This is a genomic window from Sphaerisporangium sp. NPDC049002, from assembly GCF_040649355.1.
Classification (GTDB): Bacteria; Actinomycetota; Actinomycetes; order Streptosporangiales; family Streptosporangiaceae; genus Sphaerisporangium.
This window is the reverse complement of record NZ_JBEZFH010000130.1, coordinates 1-20,965: the sequence shown is the minus strand read 5'-3', so window position 1 is coordinate 20,965 and position 20,965 is coordinate 1. Positions and strand designations below refer to the sequence as shown.

General features: G+C 70.5%; 33 protein-coding genes. All 33 read left to right on the top strand.

From position 1 onward, the window contains the following. Nucleotides 1-128 precede the first annotated feature (128 nt). Nucleotides 129-281 (top strand): hypothetical protein, encoded by a 153-nt coding sequence (locus AB0B89_RS23800; protein WP_358556746.1) that lies wholly within the window; start codon nucleotides 129-131, stop codon nucleotides 279-281. Then, a complete protein-coding gene (locus AB0B89_RS23795) occupies nucleotides 278-808 on the top strand; it encodes a hypothetical protein (RefSeq protein ID WP_358556744.1) in 531 nt (176 codons plus the stop codon). Before AB0B89_RS23800 ends, AB0B89_RS23795 begins: the two co-directional genes overlap by 4 nt. Continuing rightward, nucleotides 808-1,035 (top strand): hypothetical protein, encoded by a 228-nt coding sequence (locus AB0B89_RS23790; protein WP_358556741.1) that lies wholly within the window; start codon nucleotides 808-810, stop codon nucleotides 1,033-1,035. Before AB0B89_RS23795 ends, AB0B89_RS23790 begins: the two co-directional genes overlap by 1 nt. Next, nucleotides 1,032-1,196, top strand: coding sequence for a hypothetical protein (locus AB0B89_RS23785; RefSeq protein WP_358556738.1), 165 nt, complete (start codon nucleotides 1,032-1,034; stop codon nucleotides 1,194-1,196). The genes AB0B89_RS23790 and AB0B89_RS23785 overlap by 4 nt, the downstream gene beginning before the upstream one ends. A 22-nt stretch (nucleotides 1,197-1,218) precedes the next feature. Then, nucleotides 1,219-1,470: a hypothetical protein gene (locus AB0B89_RS23780; protein WP_358556735.1), complete on the top strand. Its 252-nt coding sequence runs from the start codon at nucleotides 1,219-1,221 to the stop codon at nucleotides 1,468-1,470. Next, nucleotides 1,467-1,796 (top strand): hypothetical protein, encoded by a 330-nt coding sequence (locus AB0B89_RS23775; RefSeq protein WP_358556733.1) that lies wholly within the window; start codon nucleotides 1,467-1,469, stop codon nucleotides 1,794-1,796. Before AB0B89_RS23780 ends, AB0B89_RS23775 begins: the two co-directional genes overlap by 4 nt. Further along, nucleotides 1,793-2,821, top strand: a complete 1,029-nt coding sequence (locus AB0B89_RS23770; protein WP_358556730.1) for a DNA cytosine methyltransferase — start codon at nucleotides 1,793-1,795, stop codon at nucleotides 2,819-2,821. Before AB0B89_RS23775 ends, AB0B89_RS23770 begins: the two co-directional genes overlap by 4 nt. Next, nucleotides 2,821-3,258 (top strand): hypothetical protein, encoded by a 438-nt coding sequence (locus AB0B89_RS23765; protein ID WP_358556727.1) that lies wholly within the window; start codon nucleotides 2,821-2,823, stop codon nucleotides 3,256-3,258. Before AB0B89_RS23770 ends, AB0B89_RS23765 begins: the two co-directional genes overlap by 1 nt. Nucleotides 3,259-3,302: 44 nt before the next feature. Then, complete coding sequence (locus AB0B89_RS23760; RefSeq protein ID WP_358556724.1) at nucleotides 3,303-3,698, top strand: hypothetical protein; 396 nt, start codon at nucleotides 3,303-3,305, stop codon at nucleotides 3,696-3,698. Next, a complete protein-coding gene (gene dnaN / locus AB0B89_RS23755; RefSeq protein WP_358556721.1) occupies nucleotides 3,695-4,798 on the top strand; it encodes a DNA polymerase III subunit beta in 1,104 nt (367 codons plus the stop codon). Before AB0B89_RS23760 ends, dnaN begins: the two co-directional genes overlap by 4 nt. An 8-nt stretch (nucleotides 4,799-4,806) precedes the next feature. Continuing rightward, complete coding sequence (locus tag AB0B89_RS23750) at nucleotides 4,807-7,308, top strand: DNA methyltransferase (protein WP_358556718.1); 2,502 nt, start codon at nucleotides 4,807-4,809, stop codon at nucleotides 7,306-7,308. Then, complete coding sequence (locus AB0B89_RS23745) at nucleotides 7,305-7,574, top strand: hypothetical protein (RefSeq protein WP_358556715.1); 270 nt, start codon at nucleotides 7,305-7,307, stop codon at nucleotides 7,572-7,574. The genes AB0B89_RS23750 and AB0B89_RS23745 overlap by 4 nt, the downstream gene beginning before the upstream one ends. Nucleotides 7,575-7,667: 93 nt before the next feature. Next, a complete protein-coding gene (locus AB0B89_RS23740; RefSeq protein WP_358556712.1) occupies nucleotides 7,668-8,720 on the top strand; it encodes a hypothetical protein in 1,053 nt (350 codons plus the stop codon). Beyond that, the gene (locus tag AB0B89_RS23735) at nucleotides 8,717-9,307 is read left to right on the top strand and encodes an ATP-binding protein (RefSeq protein WP_358556709.1); all 591 of its coding nucleotides are present in this window, start codon (nucleotides 8,717-8,719) and stop codon (nucleotides 9,305-9,307) included. Before AB0B89_RS23740 ends, AB0B89_RS23735 begins: the two co-directional genes overlap by 4 nt. After that, nucleotides 9,304-10,665, top strand: a complete 1,362-nt coding sequence (locus AB0B89_RS23730) for a replicative DNA helicase (protein ID WP_358556706.1) — start codon at nucleotides 9,304-9,306, stop codon at nucleotides 10,663-10,665. The genes AB0B89_RS23735 and AB0B89_RS23730 overlap by 4 nt, the downstream gene beginning before the upstream one ends. Beyond that, entirely contained in the window at nucleotides 10,662-10,895 is a 234-nt protein-coding gene (locus tag AB0B89_RS23725) for a hypothetical protein (RefSeq protein WP_358556703.1), read from the top strand. The genes AB0B89_RS23730 and AB0B89_RS23725 overlap by 4 nt, the downstream gene beginning before the upstream one ends. Before the next feature lie 39 nt (nucleotides 10,896-10,934). Beyond that, a complete protein-coding gene (locus tag AB0B89_RS23720) occupies nucleotides 10,935-11,333 on the top strand; it encodes a hypothetical protein (protein WP_358556700.1) in 399 nt (132 codons plus the stop codon). Continuing rightward, nucleotides 11,333-11,890, top strand: coding sequence for a hypothetical protein (locus tag AB0B89_RS23715; RefSeq protein ID WP_358556697.1), 558 nt, complete (start codon nucleotides 11,333-11,335; stop codon nucleotides 11,888-11,890). Before AB0B89_RS23720 ends, AB0B89_RS23715 begins: the two co-directional genes overlap by 1 nt. Then, nucleotides 11,883-12,533: a hypothetical protein gene (locus tag AB0B89_RS23710; protein ID WP_358556694.1), complete on the top strand. Its 651-nt coding sequence runs from the start codon at nucleotides 11,883-11,885 to the stop codon at nucleotides 12,531-12,533. Before AB0B89_RS23715 ends, AB0B89_RS23710 begins: the two co-directional genes overlap by 8 nt. Next, nucleotides 12,526-12,798: a hypothetical protein gene (locus tag AB0B89_RS23705; protein ID WP_358556691.1), complete on the top strand. Its 273-nt coding sequence runs from the start codon at nucleotides 12,526-12,528 to the stop codon at nucleotides 12,796-12,798. Before AB0B89_RS23710 ends, AB0B89_RS23705 begins: the two co-directional genes overlap by 8 nt. Beyond that, nucleotides 12,795-13,067 carry a hypothetical protein gene (locus AB0B89_RS23700; protein ID WP_358556689.1) on the top strand — a complete coding sequence of 91 codons (273 nt, stop codon included), beginning with the start codon at nucleotides 12,795-12,797 and terminating at the stop codon, nucleotides 13,065-13,067. Before AB0B89_RS23705 ends, AB0B89_RS23700 begins: the two co-directional genes overlap by 4 nt. After that, entirely contained in the window at nucleotides 13,064-13,255 is a 192-nt protein-coding gene (locus AB0B89_RS23695) for a hypothetical protein (protein WP_358556686.1), read from the top strand. Before AB0B89_RS23700 ends, AB0B89_RS23695 begins: the two co-directional genes overlap by 4 nt. Then, nucleotides 13,248-13,613, top strand: a complete 366-nt coding sequence (locus AB0B89_RS23690) for a hypothetical protein (protein WP_358556683.1) — start codon at nucleotides 13,248-13,250, stop codon at nucleotides 13,611-13,613. Before AB0B89_RS23695 ends, AB0B89_RS23690 begins: the two co-directional genes overlap by 8 nt. Beyond that, nucleotides 13,610-13,810, top strand: coding sequence for a hypothetical protein (locus AB0B89_RS23685; RefSeq protein WP_358556680.1), 201 nt, complete (start codon nucleotides 13,610-13,612; stop codon nucleotides 13,808-13,810). Before AB0B89_RS23690 ends, AB0B89_RS23685 begins: the two co-directional genes overlap by 4 nt. Before the next feature lie 136 nt (nucleotides 13,811-13,946). Continuing rightward, nucleotides 13,947-14,909: a hypothetical protein gene (locus AB0B89_RS23680; RefSeq protein ID WP_358556677.1), complete on the top strand. Its 963-nt coding sequence runs from the start codon at nucleotides 13,947-13,949 to the stop codon at nucleotides 14,907-14,909. A gap of 92 nt (nucleotides 14,910-15,001) precedes the next feature. Beyond that, entirely contained in the window at nucleotides 15,002-15,283 is a 282-nt protein-coding gene (locus AB0B89_RS23675; protein ID WP_358556674.1) for an HNH endonuclease, read from the top strand. Nucleotides 15,284-15,414: 131 nt separating this feature from the next. Beyond that, nucleotides 15,415-15,693, top strand: a complete 279-nt coding sequence (locus AB0B89_RS23670) for a hypothetical protein (RefSeq protein ID WP_358556671.1) — start codon at nucleotides 15,415-15,417, stop codon at nucleotides 15,691-15,693. Then, nucleotides 15,596-17,059: a hypothetical protein gene (locus tag AB0B89_RS23665; RefSeq protein WP_358556668.1), complete on the top strand. Its 1,464-nt coding sequence runs from the start codon at nucleotides 15,596-15,598 to the stop codon at nucleotides 17,057-17,059. The genes AB0B89_RS23670 and AB0B89_RS23665 overlap by 98 nt, the downstream gene beginning before the upstream one ends. An 11-nt stretch (nucleotides 17,060-17,070) precedes the next feature. Beyond that, a complete protein-coding gene (locus AB0B89_RS23660; protein WP_358556666.1) occupies nucleotides 17,071-17,289 on the top strand; it encodes a hypothetical protein in 219 nt (72 codons plus the stop codon). Beyond that, complete coding sequence (locus AB0B89_RS23655; RefSeq protein WP_358556664.1) at nucleotides 17,286-18,467, top strand: phage portal protein; 1,182 nt, start codon at nucleotides 17,286-17,288, stop codon at nucleotides 18,465-18,467. Before AB0B89_RS23660 ends, AB0B89_RS23655 begins: the two co-directional genes overlap by 4 nt. 2 nt (nucleotides 18,468-18,469) lie before the next feature. Further along, nucleotides 18,470-19,159 (top strand): HK97 family phage prohead protease, encoded by a 690-nt coding sequence (locus AB0B89_RS23650; protein ID WP_358556661.1) that lies wholly within the window; start codon nucleotides 18,470-18,472, stop codon nucleotides 19,157-19,159. Nucleotides 19,160-19,282: 123 nt separating this feature from the next. Beyond that, complete coding sequence (locus tag AB0B89_RS23645; RefSeq protein WP_358556659.1) at nucleotides 19,283-20,665, top strand: phage major capsid protein; 1,383 nt, start codon at nucleotides 19,283-19,285, stop codon at nucleotides 20,663-20,665. A gap of 16 nt (nucleotides 20,666-20,681) precedes the next feature. Next, a partial coding sequence (locus AB0B89_RS23640) for a hypothetical protein (protein WP_358556656.1) occupies nucleotides 20,682-20,965 on the top strand: 284 nt, incomplete at its 3' end.

Below are 20,965 nucleotides of genomic sequence, written 5' to 3'. Positions count from 1 at the left end.
GCGAGCGTGCGGTCGACGCCGCCCTCCCTCCTGATCACGACGAGGCCGCCGGTGGTCATGGAGCGCGTTCAGGTGCCGGGCGAGTTCGCGTCGTCGCAGGTGAACGGGGCCCAGCAGTGAGCGCCGACGTGAAGACGAGCGAGGGCCACCCGGGGTTGTGGTGGCAGGGCGGTGACGTCCCGGACGAGGCGCCGGGGGTGCGCGCCCAGTACGACGCGATGCTCACCAACGGTCCCCGGCAGCGGGCGGCGCGGGAGCGCGAGACGGGCGGCGCCCGATGACCGAGCCGAAGACCCCCGAGGACTTCACCGACATCGAAGACATGCTCGGCCGTCTACCCAAAGCCCCCTGGTTCGTCTCCGACTGCGAAGGCGAAGTGCAGGTATGGCAGGAGTCTGCGCTCCGCCGCATCACCCGCGACGAGCACGGCGAGATCACCGGGTACAGCACCCCGTCCTCCTACGACAGCAGTTCGCTGCTGTACGAGCGTTCCCTGGACACCTGGGACCGGGACGAGGAGTACGGCGAGGACGACGACCTGCGGCGCGACGTGGCCGAGTTCCTGGCCGCCTGCCGCAATCGGGTGCCCGCCCTGCTGGCCGACAACGCCCGCCTCCAGCGCGCTGTGGAGCTTCTCGGGTCGCACCTCCAGGGCGGATCGCAGACCTTCGTGGACGCCCTTGCCGAGGCCGCGCACCTGCGCGAGAAGTTGGCCGACCGGGACCAGACGATCGCCGGGCTGATGGCCGACCGCGACGAGCTGCGCGCCGAGCTCAACGGCGAACCCGCCGTGAAGGCAGGTGCGTGATGGCCCTGACGAACAGCGAAGCGGACGCCGTCCGCGTGCTGACGCACTGGCTCCTCGGCGTCCACGACCCCGTGGTGAGCATCCCCGCAGACGGTCAGGCGTGCGACGCGCTCGTCCTGCTCGCCGACAGCGCTGTGAAGAAGAACGACGGCGGACTGACCGGTGCCCAGGTGCGCGAGCTGTGGCAGACGGTTGAGACGCACGGCCTCACGGGGGGCGTGTCGTGAAGAACACCTTCCCCGGCGTCCACGCCGTCGGCATCGCCCTCGCGGTCGCCGTCGCCTTCGCCCTGCTCTACGGGTCTGTGACGGGTGCTACCGCCCGCACGGTCCCGTCACCCCGCCCCGGGCCTGTGGTGGCCCCTGTCGCCAACGGAGGCGCGCGATGAGCGCCGAGCAGAAGGTCGCGTGATGGGGATCGTCAAGGACGTCCTCGCAGTCATCGGCGGCCTGTCCGTCACCGCGAGCGCGTTCATCATCGCCCTCGCCGTCGCCCACCACCGGGCCGACCGGGCCCGCACCCGCGCCTCCCGGGACGCGCAGATCGCCCAGTACATCCGCGAAGGCTCGCCCGCCGCCCTGGCTGCTGACGGCCCCGCGTGGGACCGGTACATGGAACGTCAGGGTGTGGACCTCAAGGCGCCGAAGGGGTGGGGCCGATGAGCACGCCCACCGTCACCATCACCTGCGCCTGCTGCCGACGGCGAGGCCTGCACAAGGCGCGCGGCCTGCGCACCGCCTGCTACCCCCGCCACCACGACAACGGCACCCTCGCCCAGTACCCCACCACCCGCGAGCTGAAAGAGCCGTGGGCGCCTCACAACGCGCACGGCAAACGAATGCTCGCCCGTTACGTCGAGCTGGCCTCACAGGGCCGTACAGCCGCGCAGATCGCGTGGGAGCTCGGGGTGGGGGAGCGCACCGTGCAGCGGTACGCCGCCGCGTACGCCGCCCAGCAGTCCGAGCAGGCGCAGTGGAGGGTGGCATGATGCGCGCCGGCTCTGTCTGCTCCGGCTATGGCGGCCTCGAAATGGGGCTGTCCATGGTCCTGGACTTCGAGCTGACCTGGGTCGCAGATGTCGACCCGGGCGCGTCGAAGATCCTCGCCCACCGGTACCCGACCGTGCCCAACCTCGGCGACATCACGGCCGTCGACTGGGCGGCTGTCGAGCCCGTCGACATCATGCTCGGCGGGTTCCCCTGCCAGGACATCAGCTACGCCGGCCGCGGCGAAGGCATCAAGGAAGGCACCCGCAGTGGCCTCTGGAAGACCATCGCCCATGCCGCTCGCGTACTACGACCCCGACTCCTCGTGCTTGAGAACGTGGCAGGAATCGTTGTTCGACGACCCGGCCTTGACGTCGTCGTCGCCAACCTTGCCGAAATCGGGTTCGATGCGGAGTGGACGACTCTACGCGCGTCCGACGTCGGAGCCCCTCACCAGCGTGATCGGTGGTTCTGCCTCGCCTACCCCCAGGGCGACGGACGGCAATGGTCCGGGCCGGCACGGGGATGGGGGACTGGACCTGCGGACCACGGTGACGCTGCTGCCTACCCCCAGGGCGACGGACGGCACCAAGGGCGGGCCGAACCAGCGGGGCTCCTCGGGGGACTTGATGCTTCCCTCAGCGGTGCAGCGTCTTCTGCCGACCCCGAGGGCCAGCGACACCGGGACGCCGGGCCGACGGGCGAGCGAGGGCTTCCGGCCGCCGCTGTCACAGGTGATCCTCCGGGAGACGTCGACTGGGGCCCCTACCGACCCGCCGTCACCAGCTGGGGGCGCATCCTCGGACGCCCAGCCCCCCGGCCAACCGAGCCCGGGCGAACTGGCGAGCGCCTGAGTCCGCGATTCGTCGAGTGGCTGATGGGCCTTCCCGCCGGCCACGTCACGGACGTGCCTGGCCTGAGCCGGAACCAGATGTTGCACGCGCTCGGCAACGGCGTCGTGCCCCTCCAGGCGGCTTACGCCGCCGGCGTGCTGCTCGATCGAGCGGGCGAGGGGGTGGCGGCCTGATGTACGCCACCGCCCGCCACCCTCTGCCCCCCGCCGGGGCTGTCCTGGAACTGCTCCAGACCCAGCGCACCGTCGCCCAAGTCGAGCGGCTCACCGGCTGGCCCGCGCACGGCATCCGCCGACTGGTCGCCCGCCAGCCGGGCTGGCTCATCGGCACCGACGGGCGGGTCTGCATCCCCGCCGAAGAGGCGGCACCCGACCCCGCCTACCTGGTCGACGTCGTCGTCGCCCACCCGCGCCCGGCCGACGCGCTGCTCGCCGAGCTCATCGCCCAGAAAGCCGAGCTTCGCCTGCCGTGGCGCGACGTCCTGGACCAGACGCGGATCAGCCCGAGCGTCCTGGACATGCTGCGCCGCGGCCAGGCGACCGTGCGGACCCGTCAGCGCATAGAGGCGTGGCTGGTCCACACCGCCCGCCAGCGGGAGGCGGCCGCATGAGGCCCGCCACCGCACCCCACGCACCCACGAACGGAGGACATCCCGTGAGCGTTTTCCCCGACGGCCTGATCCGGCCGTGGTACCCGGCCGGGGCCGAAGGCCACGCCTACGCGGACTGCGAGCACCTGCTCGCCGTCGAACCCGAGCCCCGCGAAGGGTCCGGGTGGCTGGACCCGCGTGGGCCCGGCGTGTGCCTGCCCTGCCTGACCCGTCTCATCCCGCCGTGGGACGCCGACTGCGGCACCTGCAAGGCGACCATCGCCGACGACCGGGGGGTCAGCGGCGCCCCGTTCAGTGAGGTCGACGCCAGGCGGTGGGAGGCGGAGCACCAGTGCGAGCCCAAGATCCGGCTCGTCCCGCCGCCGAGTGAGCCCGCTCCGGCCGCCACCGACGGCCAGACCGCCCTGTTCGCCTCCCACCTTGAGGACGCCGCCGCATGAAGACCAATCTCGACCACCGCACCCTGGCCGAGGCCGTCGCCTGGACCACCCGGTTCATCGCCCAACGGCCCGCCGTCCCCGTCCTGGCCGGGGTCCTGCTGGCTGCCGACGGCGACAAGGTGACCCTGTCCGTCTTCGACTACGACGTTTCCGCCCGCTGCACCATCCCCGCCGACATCGCCGAACCGGGCGTCGTTCTCCTCCCCGGGCGGGTCCTCGCCGAGATCACTAAGAGCCTCCCCGCCAGGCCCGTGGAGATGGCCCTGTCCGGCAGCGAAGTCGAGATCGTCTGCGGTAGCGCGAAGTTCGGGTTGCTCACCATGCCCGCTGACGACTACCCAACCCTGCCGGGGGCCCCAGCCGAGATCGGGACCGTGGACGCGGCCGTGCTCCGCGACGCCATCACGCAGGTCCACCACGCCGCCAGCAACGACGACACGTTGCCCATGCTCACAGGCATCCGCCTCGACAACCACGGCGGCCAGCTCAACCTGGCCACCACCGACCGGTACCGAATCGCCCACCGTGAACTGTCGTGGCAGCCCACCGTCGTCGGTGCCCAGCACGCCGCGCTCATCCCCGCCCGGGTGCTGCACGACATCGCCCGCGGGCTGACCCCTGGGCTCGACGTCCACCTCGGGTTGGACGACAAGCAGGCCAGCGTCACCAACGGCGGGCGCACCACCACCGTCCGCCTGTTGGACCCGCAGTTCATCGACTACCGGGCGCGGCTCGACGACGACATGCCGACGTGGGCCACCCTCGACGTCGCCCCGTTCGCCGACGCCATCAAACGGGTCGCCCTGGTCGCCGAGAAGAACACCGCCGTCCGCCTGTCCTTCGACGACGGGCAAGTGCTCGTCCAAGCCGGCGGCGGCGACGTCGGCAGGGGCGCCGAGACCGTCGCCTGCCACCTCGACGGGCCGCCCCTGGACATCGCATTCCAGCCGCACTACCTGGTCGAAGCGGTCGTCGCGGCCGGGGTCACCGCCGAGCAGGTGCGCATCGGCATGCACGCGCCGAACCGGCCCGCCCTGGTCGCCGTGCCCGGCGAATCCCCCGACTTCCGCGAGCTCGTCATGTCGCTGCGACTGGCCTGAGGAGAACCATGACCACCTACACCGAGTTCTTGGAAGCCAAGGCCTCGCTCGCCGTCCCCACCGGCCTGCACGTCGACCCCTGCGACGTGCACCCCATCCTCAAACCCCACCAGCGGGACGCGGTGGTGTGGGCGGTGCGCGGCGGCCGGCGAGCCGTGTTCGCGTCGTTCGGCCTCGGCAAAACCCTCATCCAACTGGAGATCATCCGGCTGGTGCTGGCCAAGCTCGGCGGCGGCCGCGGGCTCATTGTGCTGCCGCTCGGGGTGCGCCAGGAGTTCACCCGCGACGCGCGGCTCCTCGGCCTTGAGGTGACCTTCATCCGTGACGCCGGTGACGCGGCCGCCGACGGCATCTACCTGACCAACTACGAGACCGTGCGTGACGGCAAACTCGATCCGCGAGAGTTCGACGCCGTCAGCCTCGACGAGGCGGCGATCCTGCGCGGGTTCGGCGGGTCCAAGACGTTCCGCGAGCTGATGCGGTTGTACGAGGGTTCCGGCAACTACCGGTTCGTGGCCACGGCCACCCCCTCGCCGAACGAGTACATCGAGCTACTCGCGTACGCGGCGTTCCTCGACGTCATGGACGTCGGCCAAGCCAAGACCCGGTTCTTCAAACGCGACTCCACCAAAGCCGACAAGCTGACCCTGCACCCGCACAAGGAAGCCGAGTTCTGGCTGTGGGTCGCGTCGTGGGCGATGTTCCTGCACAAGCCGTCCGACCTCGGCCACTCCGACGACGGGTACGTGCTGCCGCCGCTGGACGTGCGTTGGCACGAGGTGTCCACCGTCCAGGCGGAGGCGGTGTTCGACCGGCGCGGCCGCGCCCCGCTGTTCCGGGACGCGTCCCTCGGGGTGCAGGAAGCGGCCGGTGAGAAGCGCGACAGCCTGGCCGCGCGGGTCGCCAAGATGGCCGAACTCGTCGAGGCATCCCCGGACGACCACTTCCTGCTGTGGCATGACCTGGAGGCCGAACGGCACGCCATCGAGGCCGCCATGCCCGAAGCGGTCGCCGTGTGGGGATCACAAGACCTGGAGGAGCGGGAACGCCGCATCGTCGGCTTCTCCGACGGCGAGTTCCGGCTGCTGGCTACCAAACCGGTGATCGCCGGGTCCGGGTGCAACTTCCAGCGGCACTGCCACCGCGCCATCTTCGTGGGCATCGGGTTCAAGTTCGCCGACTTCGTGCAGGCCATCCACCGGATCCACCGGTTCCTGCAGGGTCAGCCGGTGCGCATCGACCTGATCTACACCGAGGCCGAGCAGGGGATCCGCGCCGGGCTGGAACGCAAATGGGCGCAGCACAACCAGCTGGTCGCCCGCATGGGCGAGATCATCCGCGAGTACGGGCTGTCGCAGGAGTCGATGTCGGCGGCGTTGCGCCGGTCCATCGGGGTGGAGCGGATCGAGGTCGCAGGCGAAGGCTACCGGCTGGTCAACGCCGACACAGTCGAGGAGACCACGGCCATGGGCACCGACAGCGTCGACCTGATCGTCACCTCGATCCCGTTCGCCACCCAGTACGAGTACACCCCGTCGTACAACGACTTCGGGCACACCGACGACAACACCCACTTCTGGGCGCAGATGGACTACCTCACCCCCGAACTGCTGCGGGTGCTACGCCCCGGCCGGGTGGCCGCCATCCACGTCAAAGACCGGATCGTCCCCGGCGGCATGACCGGGCTGGGCTTCCAAACCGTGCAACCGTTCCACGCCGAGGCGATCACCCACTACACACAGCACGGGTTCGCGTTCCTCGGCATGAAGACGATCGTCACCGACGTCGTCCGGGAGAACAACCAGACCTACCGGCTGGGCTGGACCGAACAGTGCAAGGACGGTTCGAAGATGGGCGCCGGCCTCCCCGAATACCTGCTGCTGTTCCGCAAACCGCCCACCGACGCCAGCAACGGGTACGCCGACGTGCCCGTGGTGAAGTCCAAGGAGGCGTTCACCCGGGCCCGGTGGCAGGTCGACGCCCACGGGTTCACCCGCTCCAACGGCAACCGGCCGCTCACACCCGAGGACCTGGCGGGCCTGCCCGCAGACCAGGTGTTCAAGCTGTTCCGCGACCACTACCTGGACAACGTCTACGACTACGAGGACCACGTCCGCGCGGCCGAGGCTCTGGAGGACGCGCGGCGCCTGCCCAGCGGGTTCATGCTGCTGCAACCCCCGTCCTGGCACCCGGATGTGTGGACCGACGTGGCCCGGATGCGCACGCTCAACATGCAGCAGGAGCGCAAGGGCCAGCAGATGCACCTGTGCCCTCTGCAGTTCGACATCGTCGACCGGCTCATCACCCAGTTCACCATGCCGGGGGAGACCGTCTACGACCCGTTCGGGGGCCTGATGACGGTGCCGTACTGCGCGGTGAAGCTCGGCCGGCGAGGCCTGGGTGTGGAGCTCAACTCGGGCTACTTCCGCGACGGTGTGGCCTACGTGGAGGCGGCCGCGCGTGAGGCCTCGATGCCGACGCTGTTCGACCTGATCGAGGCGTCGGCGTGACCTCCCGCCGCGACGCAACGAGCCCGGCCGCTTCGCGCGGCCGGGCCGAGCCCACCCCGATACAGCCTCACCGCGGCCAGATCTGGCGGCCGTGGGCCAAGAAGCGGCGGGGCCGGCTCATCACCATCACCAGCGTTCTCCCCGGTTACGTGGTCGGCCTGTCCTCGCCCGAGAAGGGGCGCGGCAACACCGTGCTGGTTCGCATTCCGAGGTGCCGCCTGGGCGAGTACCAGCTCATCGAGGAGGCGCCCCATGCGTCTGCGTGACCGCTGCCCGAGGCCTGGCCCGCCCGCCCGAAGACCGGCCCCGCCCTCGCCCTGACCCTCTCCCGACCGCACGAAGCCCAGGAGACCTGTCCCGTGGACGACGACACCCTCAACGGACTGACCGACGGCACCTTCCGTGCCCGGTGGATCCGCGAGGTCCTGCGCAGCCCGCAAATCACCGAGTCCATCAAGGTGCTCCTGGTCTCGATGGCGATCGAGGAGATGGACGCCGCCGGCCGGGTGTCGGTGCCGCGGGAGGATCTCGCGACGCGCATCGGCCGGGGCAAGGCGCGGATCTCTGAGCGTCTTCAGGAGGCGGTCGATCGAGGCTTCCTGGTTCGTGTCTCGGCGGGCAAGCGGGGGAGCACGGCGGTGTACGCCGGCGTGGTGAATGGGTCCGCCTGTGCGGACCCTATTGAGAGCGGAAAGGGTCCGGCTACGCGGACCGAAAGCAGTGAACAGGGTCCGGCTACGCGGACCCTAACCGAGGGGGAAAAGGGTCCGGATACGCGGACTAGAACAAAGTTTGGGTCCGGACTGCAGGACGCTATCGGCGAAAACAGAACAAAGTTTGGGTCCGGACTGCAGGACGCTATCGACCAACCGAACGCCGTTCAGGTCCGCGTAGCCGGACCCAATGACGAAAAAAAGGGTCCGCATACACGAGCCGCCAAGGTAGAGGGTTCTAAGGGGGAAGTTGAACTTCCCCCCGACTCTGCCGACGAAGACTTCTTGAAGACAGAAGACGCCGCTTCGCGGCGTGCCTCTCGAAGCTCGAAACCGGCCAAGCGCGCCAAGACGCCGAAGATCCCCCTGCCGCCCGACTTCGCCCCCGACGAAGCCATGCTCGCCTGGGCCCGGGAGAACTGCCCTCTCGTCGACATCGACGGCCAGACCGCGGAGTTCAAGCTCCACTTCACGGCCGAGGGCGACGAGAAACCCGAGGAGCGCCCCGGCTGGAGCCGGTCCTGGAAGGCGTGGATGCTCCGCCACCAGGGGTGGACCAAGGAACGGACCAGCAACGTCCGCCAGCTCCGCCCGACCGGCACCGTCGGCCGTCCAGGCGCCAACTTCGCCACCGGTTCCGGTGCCCGCGCCTACGTCCAGTCGGCCGAAGAGATCAACAACGCTGAGGTGAACTTGTGAATCCTGAGGACTACGACTACGACGAGGCCCGCCGCCGGGCCACCGAGTCGTGGATCAAAGAGCAGATCGAGGACCGGCTGACCCGGTTCTACGCCCGCCGCCCCCGCATGTTCGCCGTTCCCGGCGAGCTGCACCCCGACGTGGCCGCGTGGGTGGACCGGGTCGGGCAGGGCGAGCCGGTGGGCAGCCTGGTGCTCACCGGGAACGTCGGCTCGGGGAAGACCTGGACCCTGTGGAAGATCCAGGAAACGCTCATCGGTGGCGGCTACCGCGGCACCGTGGAGATCCGCGCAGCACACGAGCTGAAGCGGCTGATCGCCCCGCCGGTCGACACCGCCGCCTTGGACGTTCTGGCCGACGCTGACGTGATGGCCCTGGACGACGTCGGCTCGGTCCGGGTGTCGGACTGGGACGCCGACCACCTCATGGCGTTGATCGACATCCGGTGGTCGCACCGCCGCCCGACGATCCTCACCAGCAACACCACCGAGCTTCGGCCGCTGCTGGGCGACCGGGTCGCTTCCCGGCTGGCGCACAACGCCACCACCGTCAAGATCACTGGCCCCGACCGGCGGAGGGGCAGATGACACCCACCAGCGCAGCCGACTTCGACACCGACCGCTGGTTGGCCAGCGAGGGGATCATCGCGCTCGAACGGGAAGTCCTGGGCCTGGTCATCGGCCACCAGCCCGCAGCCGAGACCGCGGCGTCCCTGGTCAAGCCCGAGCACTTCGCCAAACCGGCGCACAGCCTGGTCTACGAGGCCGTCGTCAACCTCGTCGACAACGGGCAGCCCGTTTCACCGGCCGCCGTGCTGGACGAGCTCACCCGCACCGGCCGCGCCGACAAGGTTGGTCACGGCGCCGGCGTGTTCTCACTGCTGCAGCACGCCGGGACCGGGCCGGAGTTGCCCTCGCACTGCCGGCGGATCGTGGGGGACTGGCAGCGCAGGGAACTCAACCTGCGCCTACGCCAGGCGGTGCGGGTCACCGAACACGAAAGCTGGGACGCCGAAACCGACATCGACCGCTGCCTGGACCTGGTCGAAGGCGCCATCCAGGACCAGGCCGACAGTGGCGCCGCCGTCCTGGGGGACATGCTGCAGTCGGTGCTCGACGAGATCGAGCAGGAGTTGGCCACCGACGACCTGGTCGTCCCGCCGTACCGCGACCTCAGGAGGTTCATCCCCGGCTTGCGGGGTGGCGAGCTCGTCGCGGTCGGCGCCCGGCCGGGGGTCGGGAAGTCCACCACCATCACCGACTGGGCGCGGCACGCCGCCATCGAGAACCAGCTCCCGACCGTCGTGTTCTCCCTGGAGATGGGCAAACGGGAGATCACCAAGCGCATCCTGGCCGCCGAGGCCGGCGTCCCCCTCAAGGCGATCCTGGGTCACACCCTGTCCACTGATCAGTGGCAGGCGCTGGGAAGGCACATCAGCCGCCTCCACAGCGCGCCCCTCACCATCGTTGAGGCGCCCGGTTGCACCGTCGGGCAGATCCGGAACCGCCTGCGCGGCATGATGCGCCAGGCCCCGCCCCGTCTGGTGGTCGTCGACTACTGGCAGATCATGAAGTCCCAGGGCAAGGCCGAGAACCGCCAGCAGGAACTGTCCGAGATCGCCCGCGCGCTGAAGATCCTGGCGATGGACTTCGACATCCCGATCATCCTCGCGGCCCAGCTCAACCGTCTCACCGAGCACCGGGCCGACAAGCGGCCCATCCTGTCGGACTTTCGCGAATCCGGCGCCTTGGAGCAGGACGCTGACATCGCGATCCTCGTACACCGGCCCGACATGTACGAGCAGGAGAGCCCGCGCGCCGGCGAGGCGGACCTGATCGTCGCCAAGCAGCGCAACGGCCCGCAGGGCGTGGCCGCGGTCGCGTTCCAGGGCCACTACGCCCGCTTCGTGGACATGGCCCACGGCTCCGCGGTGGAGGGCCGATGACCCCGGCCCCGGCCCGCCCGGTTTGCGAGTGGTGCAAGACCGCGCCGGCCACCGAGCTTCTGGTCCGCGACCGGCCGACCGTGTGCGGCGGCATGGACCGGGCCTGCTCTCTGGCGTGCGGCGGGTGCGGCGAGCGACTGGCGCAGGTGATGGCCCGTGTCGAGGACGTGGTGGCCGTGTACCGGCTGGCTGTGACCCCGCTGATCCCCGCTTCGGAGGAAGCCGCATGACCCCGCTCGTCGTACGCACCATCGCCGGAAGGACCGCACATGCCTGACCTGACCCACCTCGCGCAACTCGACTGCGACCCGATCCGCCTGGTCCGCGCGCTCCGCCTCGCCGGGCTCAAGCCGTCGCCGCCCGAAGCGTTCGGCCCGGCCGGGCTGCGCATCGCCCTGGACATCCACGGCGGTTCGGTCATCGTCTCCCAGGCGCCGATCGACGGGGGTGAGTGGCTGCACGCCTCGATCGCCTGGCGGGGCCACATCCCGACGTACGACGACCTGGCGGTGCTCAAGGCGGGCGTGTTCGGGGACCACCGGGAGGCGTACCAGGTGTTCCCACGCCGGTCTCGGCACGTGAACATCCACGCCCACGCCCTGCATCTGTGGGGGCGTGCCGACGGCGCGAGGGTGCTGCCGGACTTCGGCGCGGCGGGGACGATCTGATGCCAGTACAAGCCGCCGAGTTGGCCCTGGCTGAGTGCAGCCGTCCCGTGGACGGCAAGCCCTGCGAGGTGTGTCTGCCGCGCGCCGAACGCACGCTGAGGGATCTCGCCGCCGTCGGCATGGTCGTCGTCCGGGCCGAGGACGCGCCCGTTACGACCGCGCAGACGGCCCCAGGATCCACGGAGACGGCCGAAAGGGCCGATCCTCGGATCTCTGGGTCAACCGACGTCCGGAACGCTCCAGAAGCCCCTACAGCGCTTCGCGAGCCGATCGCGGACGCCATCCGGGACAGCGCCGTCCCTGGGCTCACCGTCCAGGGCGCCACCGACGCCGTCATGGCCGTACTCCGCTCCCACACGCTCCAGCAGGCCGAGGCCGCCGTCGCCCGGGTCCGAGACCGGATGCTCACGCTGGAGGCGTGGGCGCATCGCGAGGTGTCCGGCGACCAGCGGAGCCTGCACCACGTCCTGTCGGTGATCAACGACCTCCGCGTCGCTCTGGACGTCCCCGCCGACGGCGTGGTCACCCCCACCACCGAGGAGACCGATCATGCATGATCCACTCGTCGTCGCATTCGAGATTCGCCGCCCCTGGCCACGGGTCAGCCGTCCCCGCACCAGCGACGGCAGGGCGCTCGCACCCCAGCTGTACTGGCCTCGACTGGTCACCGTGTGGCACCGCGAGCCGGGCGGGCGCGACTCCGGCGAGGTGTGCAAGCACCACACCCGCCACCAGGACGCGACTGGCGACTGGCAGTGGAAATTCCACTGGGCATGGCGGCTGCACGTCCACCACTGGAAGGTCCAGATCCCGCCGCTGCAGGAGCTTCGCCGCCGCATCCTGACCCGGTGCGCGTGGTGCAACGGCCCCCACCGCAAGAGCGACCCGGTCAACGTCTCCCACTCCTGGGACGGGCCGCGCGGCCGGTGGTGGCGCGGCGAGCCGGGCCTGTACCACCACGACTGTTCCGGCATCGCCAGCGCGCACAACACCTGCTCGTGCGTGGACCCGGTCACCGAGTACGAGGGCTCCGGCCGGTGCGCCCGCTGCACGCGGTACCGCCCCTACGGAATGACCACGGACCGGATGGCCCGCGTGCGAGAGATGCAAGCGATCCCCTCCGGTGGGCGACGGGCCGCCGACGGCGAGCAGACCCCGACCCCGACCCCCGAAACCGAGGGAGGCACCCGCCATGGCTAAGATCATCCGCTCCCGATCGAGCTCCTTACAGATCCGCAGCTCCCCGTCGTACCAGGGCGGCATGACCGTCTGGGCGCTCAGGGACTTCGTCCGCGCTCTCGACGCGGAGGGTGTCAGCGACAAAACCCGCGTCACCTGCGACCACGACCACAACACCAGATCTCTGACGGGCCTGTGGGTGAAGGAGACCACCACTGAGGGGCTGCCCGCGTCCGGGGCCCTCGACCAGCCCGCCGACGGCGAGCAGACCGGGGGCAACGCGTGAGGCAGATTGAGCTACCCGACTGGTTGCCGCTGTACGACCAGGACATCGAGATCATGCGCTGCACCACTTGCGGCGCGATCGCCCCCGGCACCTGGGGGATCACCCGGGAAGCCATGCGCGCCGGGATTGACCACGTCCTCGACCGGCACAGCGCGGCCCTCGCGGCGGGTGACCTCCGGCCGCCGCTGTTCGTGAACTGCCCCGTCCTGGACCCCTTCTGGTTCGACGAGCACGTCGCCCCCGCAACCCCCGAGGAAGGCAACCGATGAGCACCCACGGCTGGGACGGAGGCTGCTGGATCGTCCTCGACCTCGACTGCGAACCGATCAGCGGCTATCACCACGCCTCCGAGGCCAACGCCCACGCCGCCGCCTTGCCGCTGGGCTTCTACGTCCGTCGTGAGGCGTGCAGGTGCAACGAGCCCGTCTGGGAGCAGACCGGGGGCGGCAATGGCTGACCTCGCCTCGCTGGAACCCCTCCAGGTGTCCGACGTCCGCGACGACGACTACTGGAACCGGATGAAGGGCCAAACGGCGTACTGCGACGCCGTACGCGCATGGATGCGCGCCCACAACATCGACCCGAACGAGGTCTACAGGTGGGAGCTCTTCCTGCTAGACGCCCCGTTCCTGAAGGTCTACGCCTACCAGCTAGACGAGCACGGCCACATCGTGTGGCGGCCCGTGGACGCCGACGAGAAGCGCCTCATCGGGGGGTGGTGGGACCCCGTCAAGCGGGAGCCGTACATCGCCCCTGTGTCCAGCCTGCCCCCGCCGCCTCCCGCCCTCGGCCAGCCGCAGGAGCCGACACCGTGAGCCCGCTGAGACGCCTGCTGCGGCACTTGGAACGCCGCCGCCTGGAGAAGCGCTGGCGGCGGGCCTACGCCAGGTGGGACGGCCGCCTCGAAGTGCAATGGCCGTCACCCACCCCGAACGGTCTCCGCTACCAGAGGACCGACGAAGACCTCAACGCGACCCCGCACACCTGCCCGTGTTGCCGCAGGTCGCTGTGATGCCACCTGCGGAAACTCGGCACCCGTAGACGCGAAAAGGCGGCTCCCTGGTCTGCCAACCGGGAAGCCGCCCCACCCCTCGAACCACACCTGCCACAGCGGGCTGTCCCACAGCGTACGACCCGAGGGATGTCCCGTGAGCCTGCCCTGCCCAGTCCCATCCTGCGACCGCGTCATGCCCGGCAACCTCCGCGTGTGCCGGGCATGCAGCGGACGCCTGCTCCGCGACCTCGACGACGTGCCCGCCCTCGCCGCCGACCTCGACATCGCCCTCACCCGGCAGGCGAGGTTCGGCGAAGACGGCGGCGGCCTGTCGCTGGCCCCCGACGACGTCGACCCCGAGATCGGGCTGACCGTCCGCCGCTCCCAGCTCCCGTGGGACCAGCGGGCCCGCGACGCCACCGACATCCTGAAAAGCGCGCTCGTCGGCTGGCACCGCATCCTGTCTGAGGGCGCCCCGACGGTCTTCGGGCCCACGTGCGTGGACTGCGCGCACCCGTCGTGCGAGTGGACCGACCTCGGCCGCACCCCGCCCGACACCCTCACAGGCCTGTCCCGCTGGCTGTTACGTCACCGGGTGCGGCTCTTCCGCCACCCGGCCGTGGACGAAGCCGTAGACGAGCTCACCGACGCCGTACGGCACGCACGCCGCACCATCGACCGCCCGCCCGGTACCTGGTACGCCGGGCCCTGCGCAGCCGACACCGACGACGGCGAATGCACCGCCGACCTGTACGCCCGGCACGGCGCCGACACCATCCGCTGCCACACCTGCGGAGCCCGCCATGACACTCACCTGCGGCAGGCCTGGCTGCTACGCCAAGCCGCCGACCACCTCGCCACCGCGACCGAGGCCGCCCGCGCTCTGCACGCCTACTACCCTGACCTCACCCCGTCCAAGGTCCGAGGCATGGCGTTCCGGGGACGCATCCTCGCCCGCGGCAGAGACGACCGCGGGCGCCCGCTCTACCGGGTGGGCGACGTCATCGACCTCCTGGCCGGCGTCGACATCGCCCCCTTCGTCGGTCCTGCCTGCGCTACATGCCGGCACACCACCTGCCGTCGCATCCGAGGAGACGAGATCGCACAGTCCGCTTGACGAACGACCAGGGCGAACGCCACCATGTGATCAGCTGAGACGATAAGGCCCGCCACCGTGCGGGCCTTCGTCATGTCCAGGGGGTGTTGGTCATGCCCCGCAGCAAGGGCCGTACCGGACGCCCATGGCGGCGCATCACCCAGCAGCTACGCACCAGCCCAGGCGGAGACATCTGCTGGTTGTGCGGGCACGCCATCGACCTCACCCTCCCAGCAGCACACCCCATGTCATGGACCGCCGACCACGTAGACCCCATCAGCAGGGGCGGCGCACCACGCGACCCGCGGCTCCTCAAACCCGCGCACAGGCGATGCAACAGCAAGCGCGGCAACCGCACACCCGTGCCCGCGTTCCGCACCTCACGCGCATGGTGACCACGAACCGGGCAGCCCGCGTTCACGCTGGTCAGGATTTTTTGAGCGACGACAACGGGAGACCCGCTCACAGGCTCCCTTTTTTCTCCCCACGGATCTCCGGCCATGATCACCAAGCCTGGGGGTGAGCGGTGGATCTCGTCGAGGAGGTCGCGTCCGGTGACCGCCGGCGTGGGTTGGAGGCGATCCGCGACAAGCTCGCTGATGAGCTTGGGCGGGCGCTCGGCCCGGACGCGGCGCGACTGGCCAAGGAGCTCACCAGCGTGATGCGAGAGCTGGCAACCGTCCCCACCGGCCGGGAGGAGTCGACCGTTGACGATCTCGCCGCCCGACGTGCTCACCGGCTGGCAGGAGCCGCCGATCCTGAGCATCCCGCCGCGGGTCAGCAGCGCGGGCCTGGAAGCGGTTGATCTCGCCGCCTCGGCCGGCCTGGTCCTGGATCCGTGGCAGCGGCTGGTGCTGGAGCACGCGCTGGGGGAGCGCGCCGGCGGGAAGTGGGCGGCGTTCGAAGTCGGGTTGATCGTGTCCCGACAGAACGGTAAGGGCAGCATCCTGGAGGCCCGCGAGCTCGCCGGGTTGTTCCTGTTCGGTGAGCGGCTGATCTTGCACAGCGCGCACGAGTTCAAGACCGCGCAGGAGGCGTTCCGCCGGGTCCTGTCGCTGATCGAGAACACCCCGGACATGGACCGGCGGGTGCTGCGGGTCCGCACCTCGCACGGCGAGGAGGGGATCGAGCTTCGCGGCGGGCAGCGGCTGCGGTTCGTCGCCCGTTCCACCGGCTCGGGCCGGGGGTTCACCGGCGACTGCGTCATCTTGGACGAGGCCTACAACCTGCCTGACGCGTCGGTGGACGCTCTGATGCCCACGATGTCGGCCAGGCCGAACCCGCAGCTGTGGTACACCTCCAGCGCCCCGGACAGGGATCTGGCGCCGTGTGACCAGCTGGCCCGGGTGCGGTCGCGGGGGTTGACGGGGCAGGACGCCTCGCTGGCCTTCTTCGAGTGGTCGATCGACCCGCACCGGGGCGAGTGCAAAGAGTCGTGCCGCGACCACGACGACGCGCAGTCCCCGGAGTCGTGGGCGAAGGCCAACCCGGCGCTCGGCTACCGGATCAGCGGCGAGCACGTGGCCCGTGAACAGGCGTCGATGTCGGCGCGCGGGTTCCTCCGCGAGCGGCTGGGCGTCGGGAACTACCCGGTCGACGGCGCCGGCTGGCTGGTGATCGGCCAGGCGGTGTGGCGGTCGCGGATCGACCTTGGGTCCCGCAGCGACGGCGCGGTGGCGTTCTCCGCGGACGTGACCCCCGACCGCAGCATGGGCGCGATCTCGGTGGCCGGGTGGCGGGCTGACGGCCTGCTGCACGGGGAGGTCGTGGAGCACGCCCGCGGCACCGGGTGGATGGTGAACCGGCTGGCCGACCTGGTCGAACGGTGGAAGCCGTCGGCGGTCGTCATCGACGGGGCAGGGCCCGCCGGGTCGTTGATCAAACCGTTGGAGGCGCGCGGCATCGAGGTTTCGGTGCCGACGGCGCGCGAGGTCGGCCAGGCGTGCTCGGGTTTCTACGACGCGGTGGAGCAGGACCGGTTCCGGCACCTTGGCCAGGCCCCGTTGGACGCGGCGCTGGCCGGCGCGGAGAAGCGGACGCTGGGCGATGCGTGGGCGTGGGCCCGGCGGGGCGTGAGCGTGGACATCTCGCCGCTGGTGGCGCTGACGCTGGCGGTGTGGGGGCTGGAAACGCAACCGGTGGACGCCGACCCGCTCGACAACATCTGGTGAGAGGAGCCCGCGTGCGCACATCCCTCACCGCGTGGGCGACCACCGCGGCCGCGCCGACCGGCACGCTGCTGCGCTGGCTGGTGGCAGCGCTCCCCGGTCTGACCGGCCTGCTGCTGGTGTCCTACGGAGCATGGCTGGCGTGGCCGCCGGCCGGGTTCATCACCCCGGGGGCGCTGCTGCTGGCGGATCGGGCGTGGACGCGGATGCATGAGCAGAGGAGCGTCCTGTGAGCTTGCTCTTCGGCGGCCACCCGCGGGTGGAGCGCCGCAGCGCGCCGGACCCGCCGATCCCCCCTAACTCCTCGCTCGGGTCGACGTTCGCCCGGGTGGATCTGTCCCGGGCCGAGGCGAGCCTGCAAAAGGTGGCCGTGTGGGCGTCGGTGTCGCTGCTGGCGGGTACGGCCGGCATGCTGCCGATCGACGTGTTCGCCGGTGAGGGCCCCGCCAAGCAGGAGCGGCCCAAGCCGGGGTGGCTGCTCGACCCCGCCGGCGACGGGTACGGCCTTGAGGACTGGATCTGGCAGTACATGGCCTCCAGCCTGCTGCGCGGCAACGTGTACGGCCTGGTGGGGGAGCGTGACCCGCGTCGCGGGACGCCCACGCAGATCGTGCTGCAGCACCCGGACAGTGTGCAGGGGTGGCGTGACCGCAAGGACGGCCTGCCCCGGTGGCGGGTCGGTGGCGTCGAGGTAGAGCACTCCGGCGACGTGTGGCACAAGCGGGTGTACCCGATCCCCGGCCAGCTGACGGGCATGTCACCGATCGCCCACCAGGCGCTGACGATCGGCGTGGGCATCGCGGCGATGCGGTTCGGCGCCCAATGGTTCGAAGAGGGCGCCCACCCCACCGGGATCCTGACCAGCGACAGCAACCTCGACCAGGAGCAGGCGACCACCGCCAAGGCCCGGTTCATGGCGGCGTTGACCGGCAAACGCGAGCCGGTGACCCTCGGCAAGGGGTGGGCCTACCAGCAGATTCAGATCAACCCCAACGAGTCTCAGTTCTTGGAGACCAACAACATGACCTCGGCCGAGTGCTGTCGCATCTTCGGGCCGGGCATCGCCGAGATCCTCGGGTACGAGACCGGCGGGTCGCTGACCTACCAGAACATCGAGCAGCGCAACCTGCAGCTGCTCATCTACGCCCTGGACCCGTGGCTGGTGCGCCTGGAACGCGCCCTGTCGGGGCTGCTACCCCGCCCCCATCAGGTGAAGTTCAATCGCGGTGCCCTGCTGCGCACGGACCTGTTGACCCGGTTCCGGGCGCACGCCATCGCGATCAGGGCGAAGTTCGGCACCCAGGACGAGGCGCGCCAGCTGGAGGACCGGCCGCCGCTCACCCCCGACCAGATCAAGCAGCTCACTGAGCTCGGCGGGGACGCCGCGGCGGACAAGCAGATCGAGGAGTAGACGTGGACCTGAGCGAGCGCGCCAAGTCGCGCGGCCCTGAGCGCCGCGCCTACCCGGTGCAAGTCGAGGTGCGAGCCGCATCCGACGGCTCGGCCACCATCGAGGGGTACGCCTCGGTGACCGAGCACGGCTACGAAATGTGGGACATGTTCGGCGCCTACACCGAGGTCGTCCGGGCCGGCGCGTTCACCAAGACGCTCTCGGAGCAGCCGCAGGTGCAGCTGCTGCTGAACCACGGCGGGCTCGCCATGGCCTACACCAAGTCCGGGACGCTGCGCTTGTCGGAGGACGACACCGGCCTGCACATGGCGGCCGAGGTCAACACCACCCGCTCCGACGTCCGCGACATGCTCGCCGCCCTCAAGGACGGCGACGTGGACGAGATGTCGTTCGCGTTCCGGGTGGTGCGCCAGCAGTGGTCTCCCGACTACGACCAGCGCGACATCACCGAGGTGTCGCTGAACCGTGGCGACGTCTCGGTGGTGAACTTCGGCGCCAACCCCGGCACGTCGGTGGCGCTGCGCGGCCTGGACATCGACCGGATGGGCGACGGCGACGTCCGCGCCCTGTACGAGCGGCTCGGCCGGCGCTTGGCCCCCGCGCCCACCCCAGGGGCGCCGGTCCAGCCCCCCAAGACCCAGCGACGCAACCCGCTGTCGCTGTACGAAGCCGAGGCCGTTCTCCTCGGCTGACTTTTCCGCCTGCACCACCCGACGCGCCGGAGCTCACGCCGGAGCGCGCCCTCGGCGTGCCACCACCTGAGCCACCACCCGGACGGATCGCAGGCACGACCCACTACCGAAAGGAGGGACTCCGTGCTGGAGTTCCTGCGCCAGCAGCTCGCGAAGCTGCTGGAGGAGCGGGCCGCGCTGAAGACCGACCTGGACGGCGTGCTTGAGGCGCCCCGGGCCGAGCAGCGTGACCTGAGCGACGAGGAGACCGCCGCGTTCACCGAGAAGCGCGGCGCGATCAAGGCCAAGGACGACGAGATCGAGGAGAAGCGCTCCCGGATCGCCGAACTGGAGGACGACGAGAAGCGCGAGCAGCGCGCTGGGGAGCTGGCCGCCAAGTACGGTCAGACCGGTGAGCAGCGCGAGCGGCCCACCGTGTCGGTGACCTCCGAGCCGGAGACCTACCGCAAGGGCGGCAAGCAGTCCTACTTCCGTGACCTGGTGCGCGCCCAGCTGATGGGGTCGCGGGACGCCATGGACCGGCTGACCCGCAACGACCGCGAAGTGGCGCACGCTCTGGAGCAGCGGGCGCTGACCACCACCGACGGCGCCGGCGGCGAGTTCGTCCCGCCGCTGTGGATGATCCAGGACTACATCGGGCTCGCCCGCGCTTCCCGGGTGGTGGCCAACCGGGTCCGCCACATGAACCTTCCCGGCGGAACCGACTCCATCTCGCTGCCCCGCCTGGCCACCGGCACCGCCGTGGCCGAGCAGACGACCCAGAACACCGCGGTCCAGAACACCGACGCCACCACCAACAGCATCACCGCCAACGTGGCCACGATCGCCGGCCAGCAGGTGGTGGCCCTGCAGCTCATCGAGCAGTCGCAGGTCAACATCGACGACATCCTGCTCGCCGACCTGGCCGCTGACTACGCGGTCAAGGTGGACGTTTTCACGCTCAGCAACAACGCCACCAACAAGGTCGGCCTGCTGAACGTGTCCGGCGCGAACGCGGTCACCTACACCGACGCCTCTCCGACGGCGGGCGAGCTGTACGCCAAGATGGCCGACGCCATCCAGCAGATCCACACCCAGCGGTACATGCCGCCGGACGTCATCTTCATGCACCCCCGCCGGTGGGCGTGGCTGCTGTCGGCCCTGGACACCGCCGGGCGCCCGCTGGTCACCCCGGTGGCCGGCAGCCCGCAGAACGTGCTGGCCGCCGTCGGCGAGGTCAACTCCGAGGGGTTCGTCGGGTCCATGCAGGGCCTGCCGGTGTTCGTCGACCCCAACATCCCGACCAACCTCGGGGCGGGCACCAACGAGGACCGGATCATCATCGCCCGGTCGAGCGACATCATCCTGTTCGAGGGCACCCCGCGAACGGAGACCTTCAGGGAGCCGCTGGCCGCGCAGATGTCGGTCCTGCTGCGGTTCTACAACTACGCCGCCCTGCACGCGGGCCGGTACCCCAAGAGCATCAGCATCATCGCCGGGACCGGCATGATCGCCCCCACCTTCTAGCCTGCGGGAGGAACTCATGGCACACAACGACAGCCCCGAGGTCACGCCAACCCCGGAGGTGGCGGACGCTCAGCGCGGAGACGGCGACTGGCCGCGCCCCGGCGAGGAGGGGTACGTCCACCCGGACGGCACCCCGCAGTCGCAGCGGCAGCTGGAGGACAACCGCCGCGCGGCCGCCGACCGCGCCGCCGCGGGCAGCACGGTGCACGGCGCCCCGCTGGGTGGACCCGTGGCCCGGGCAGAGCGCCCCCACCGTCTCCGGTCCCCAGTCCTGGCAGTCACCGCCGGCACCCACCCCTC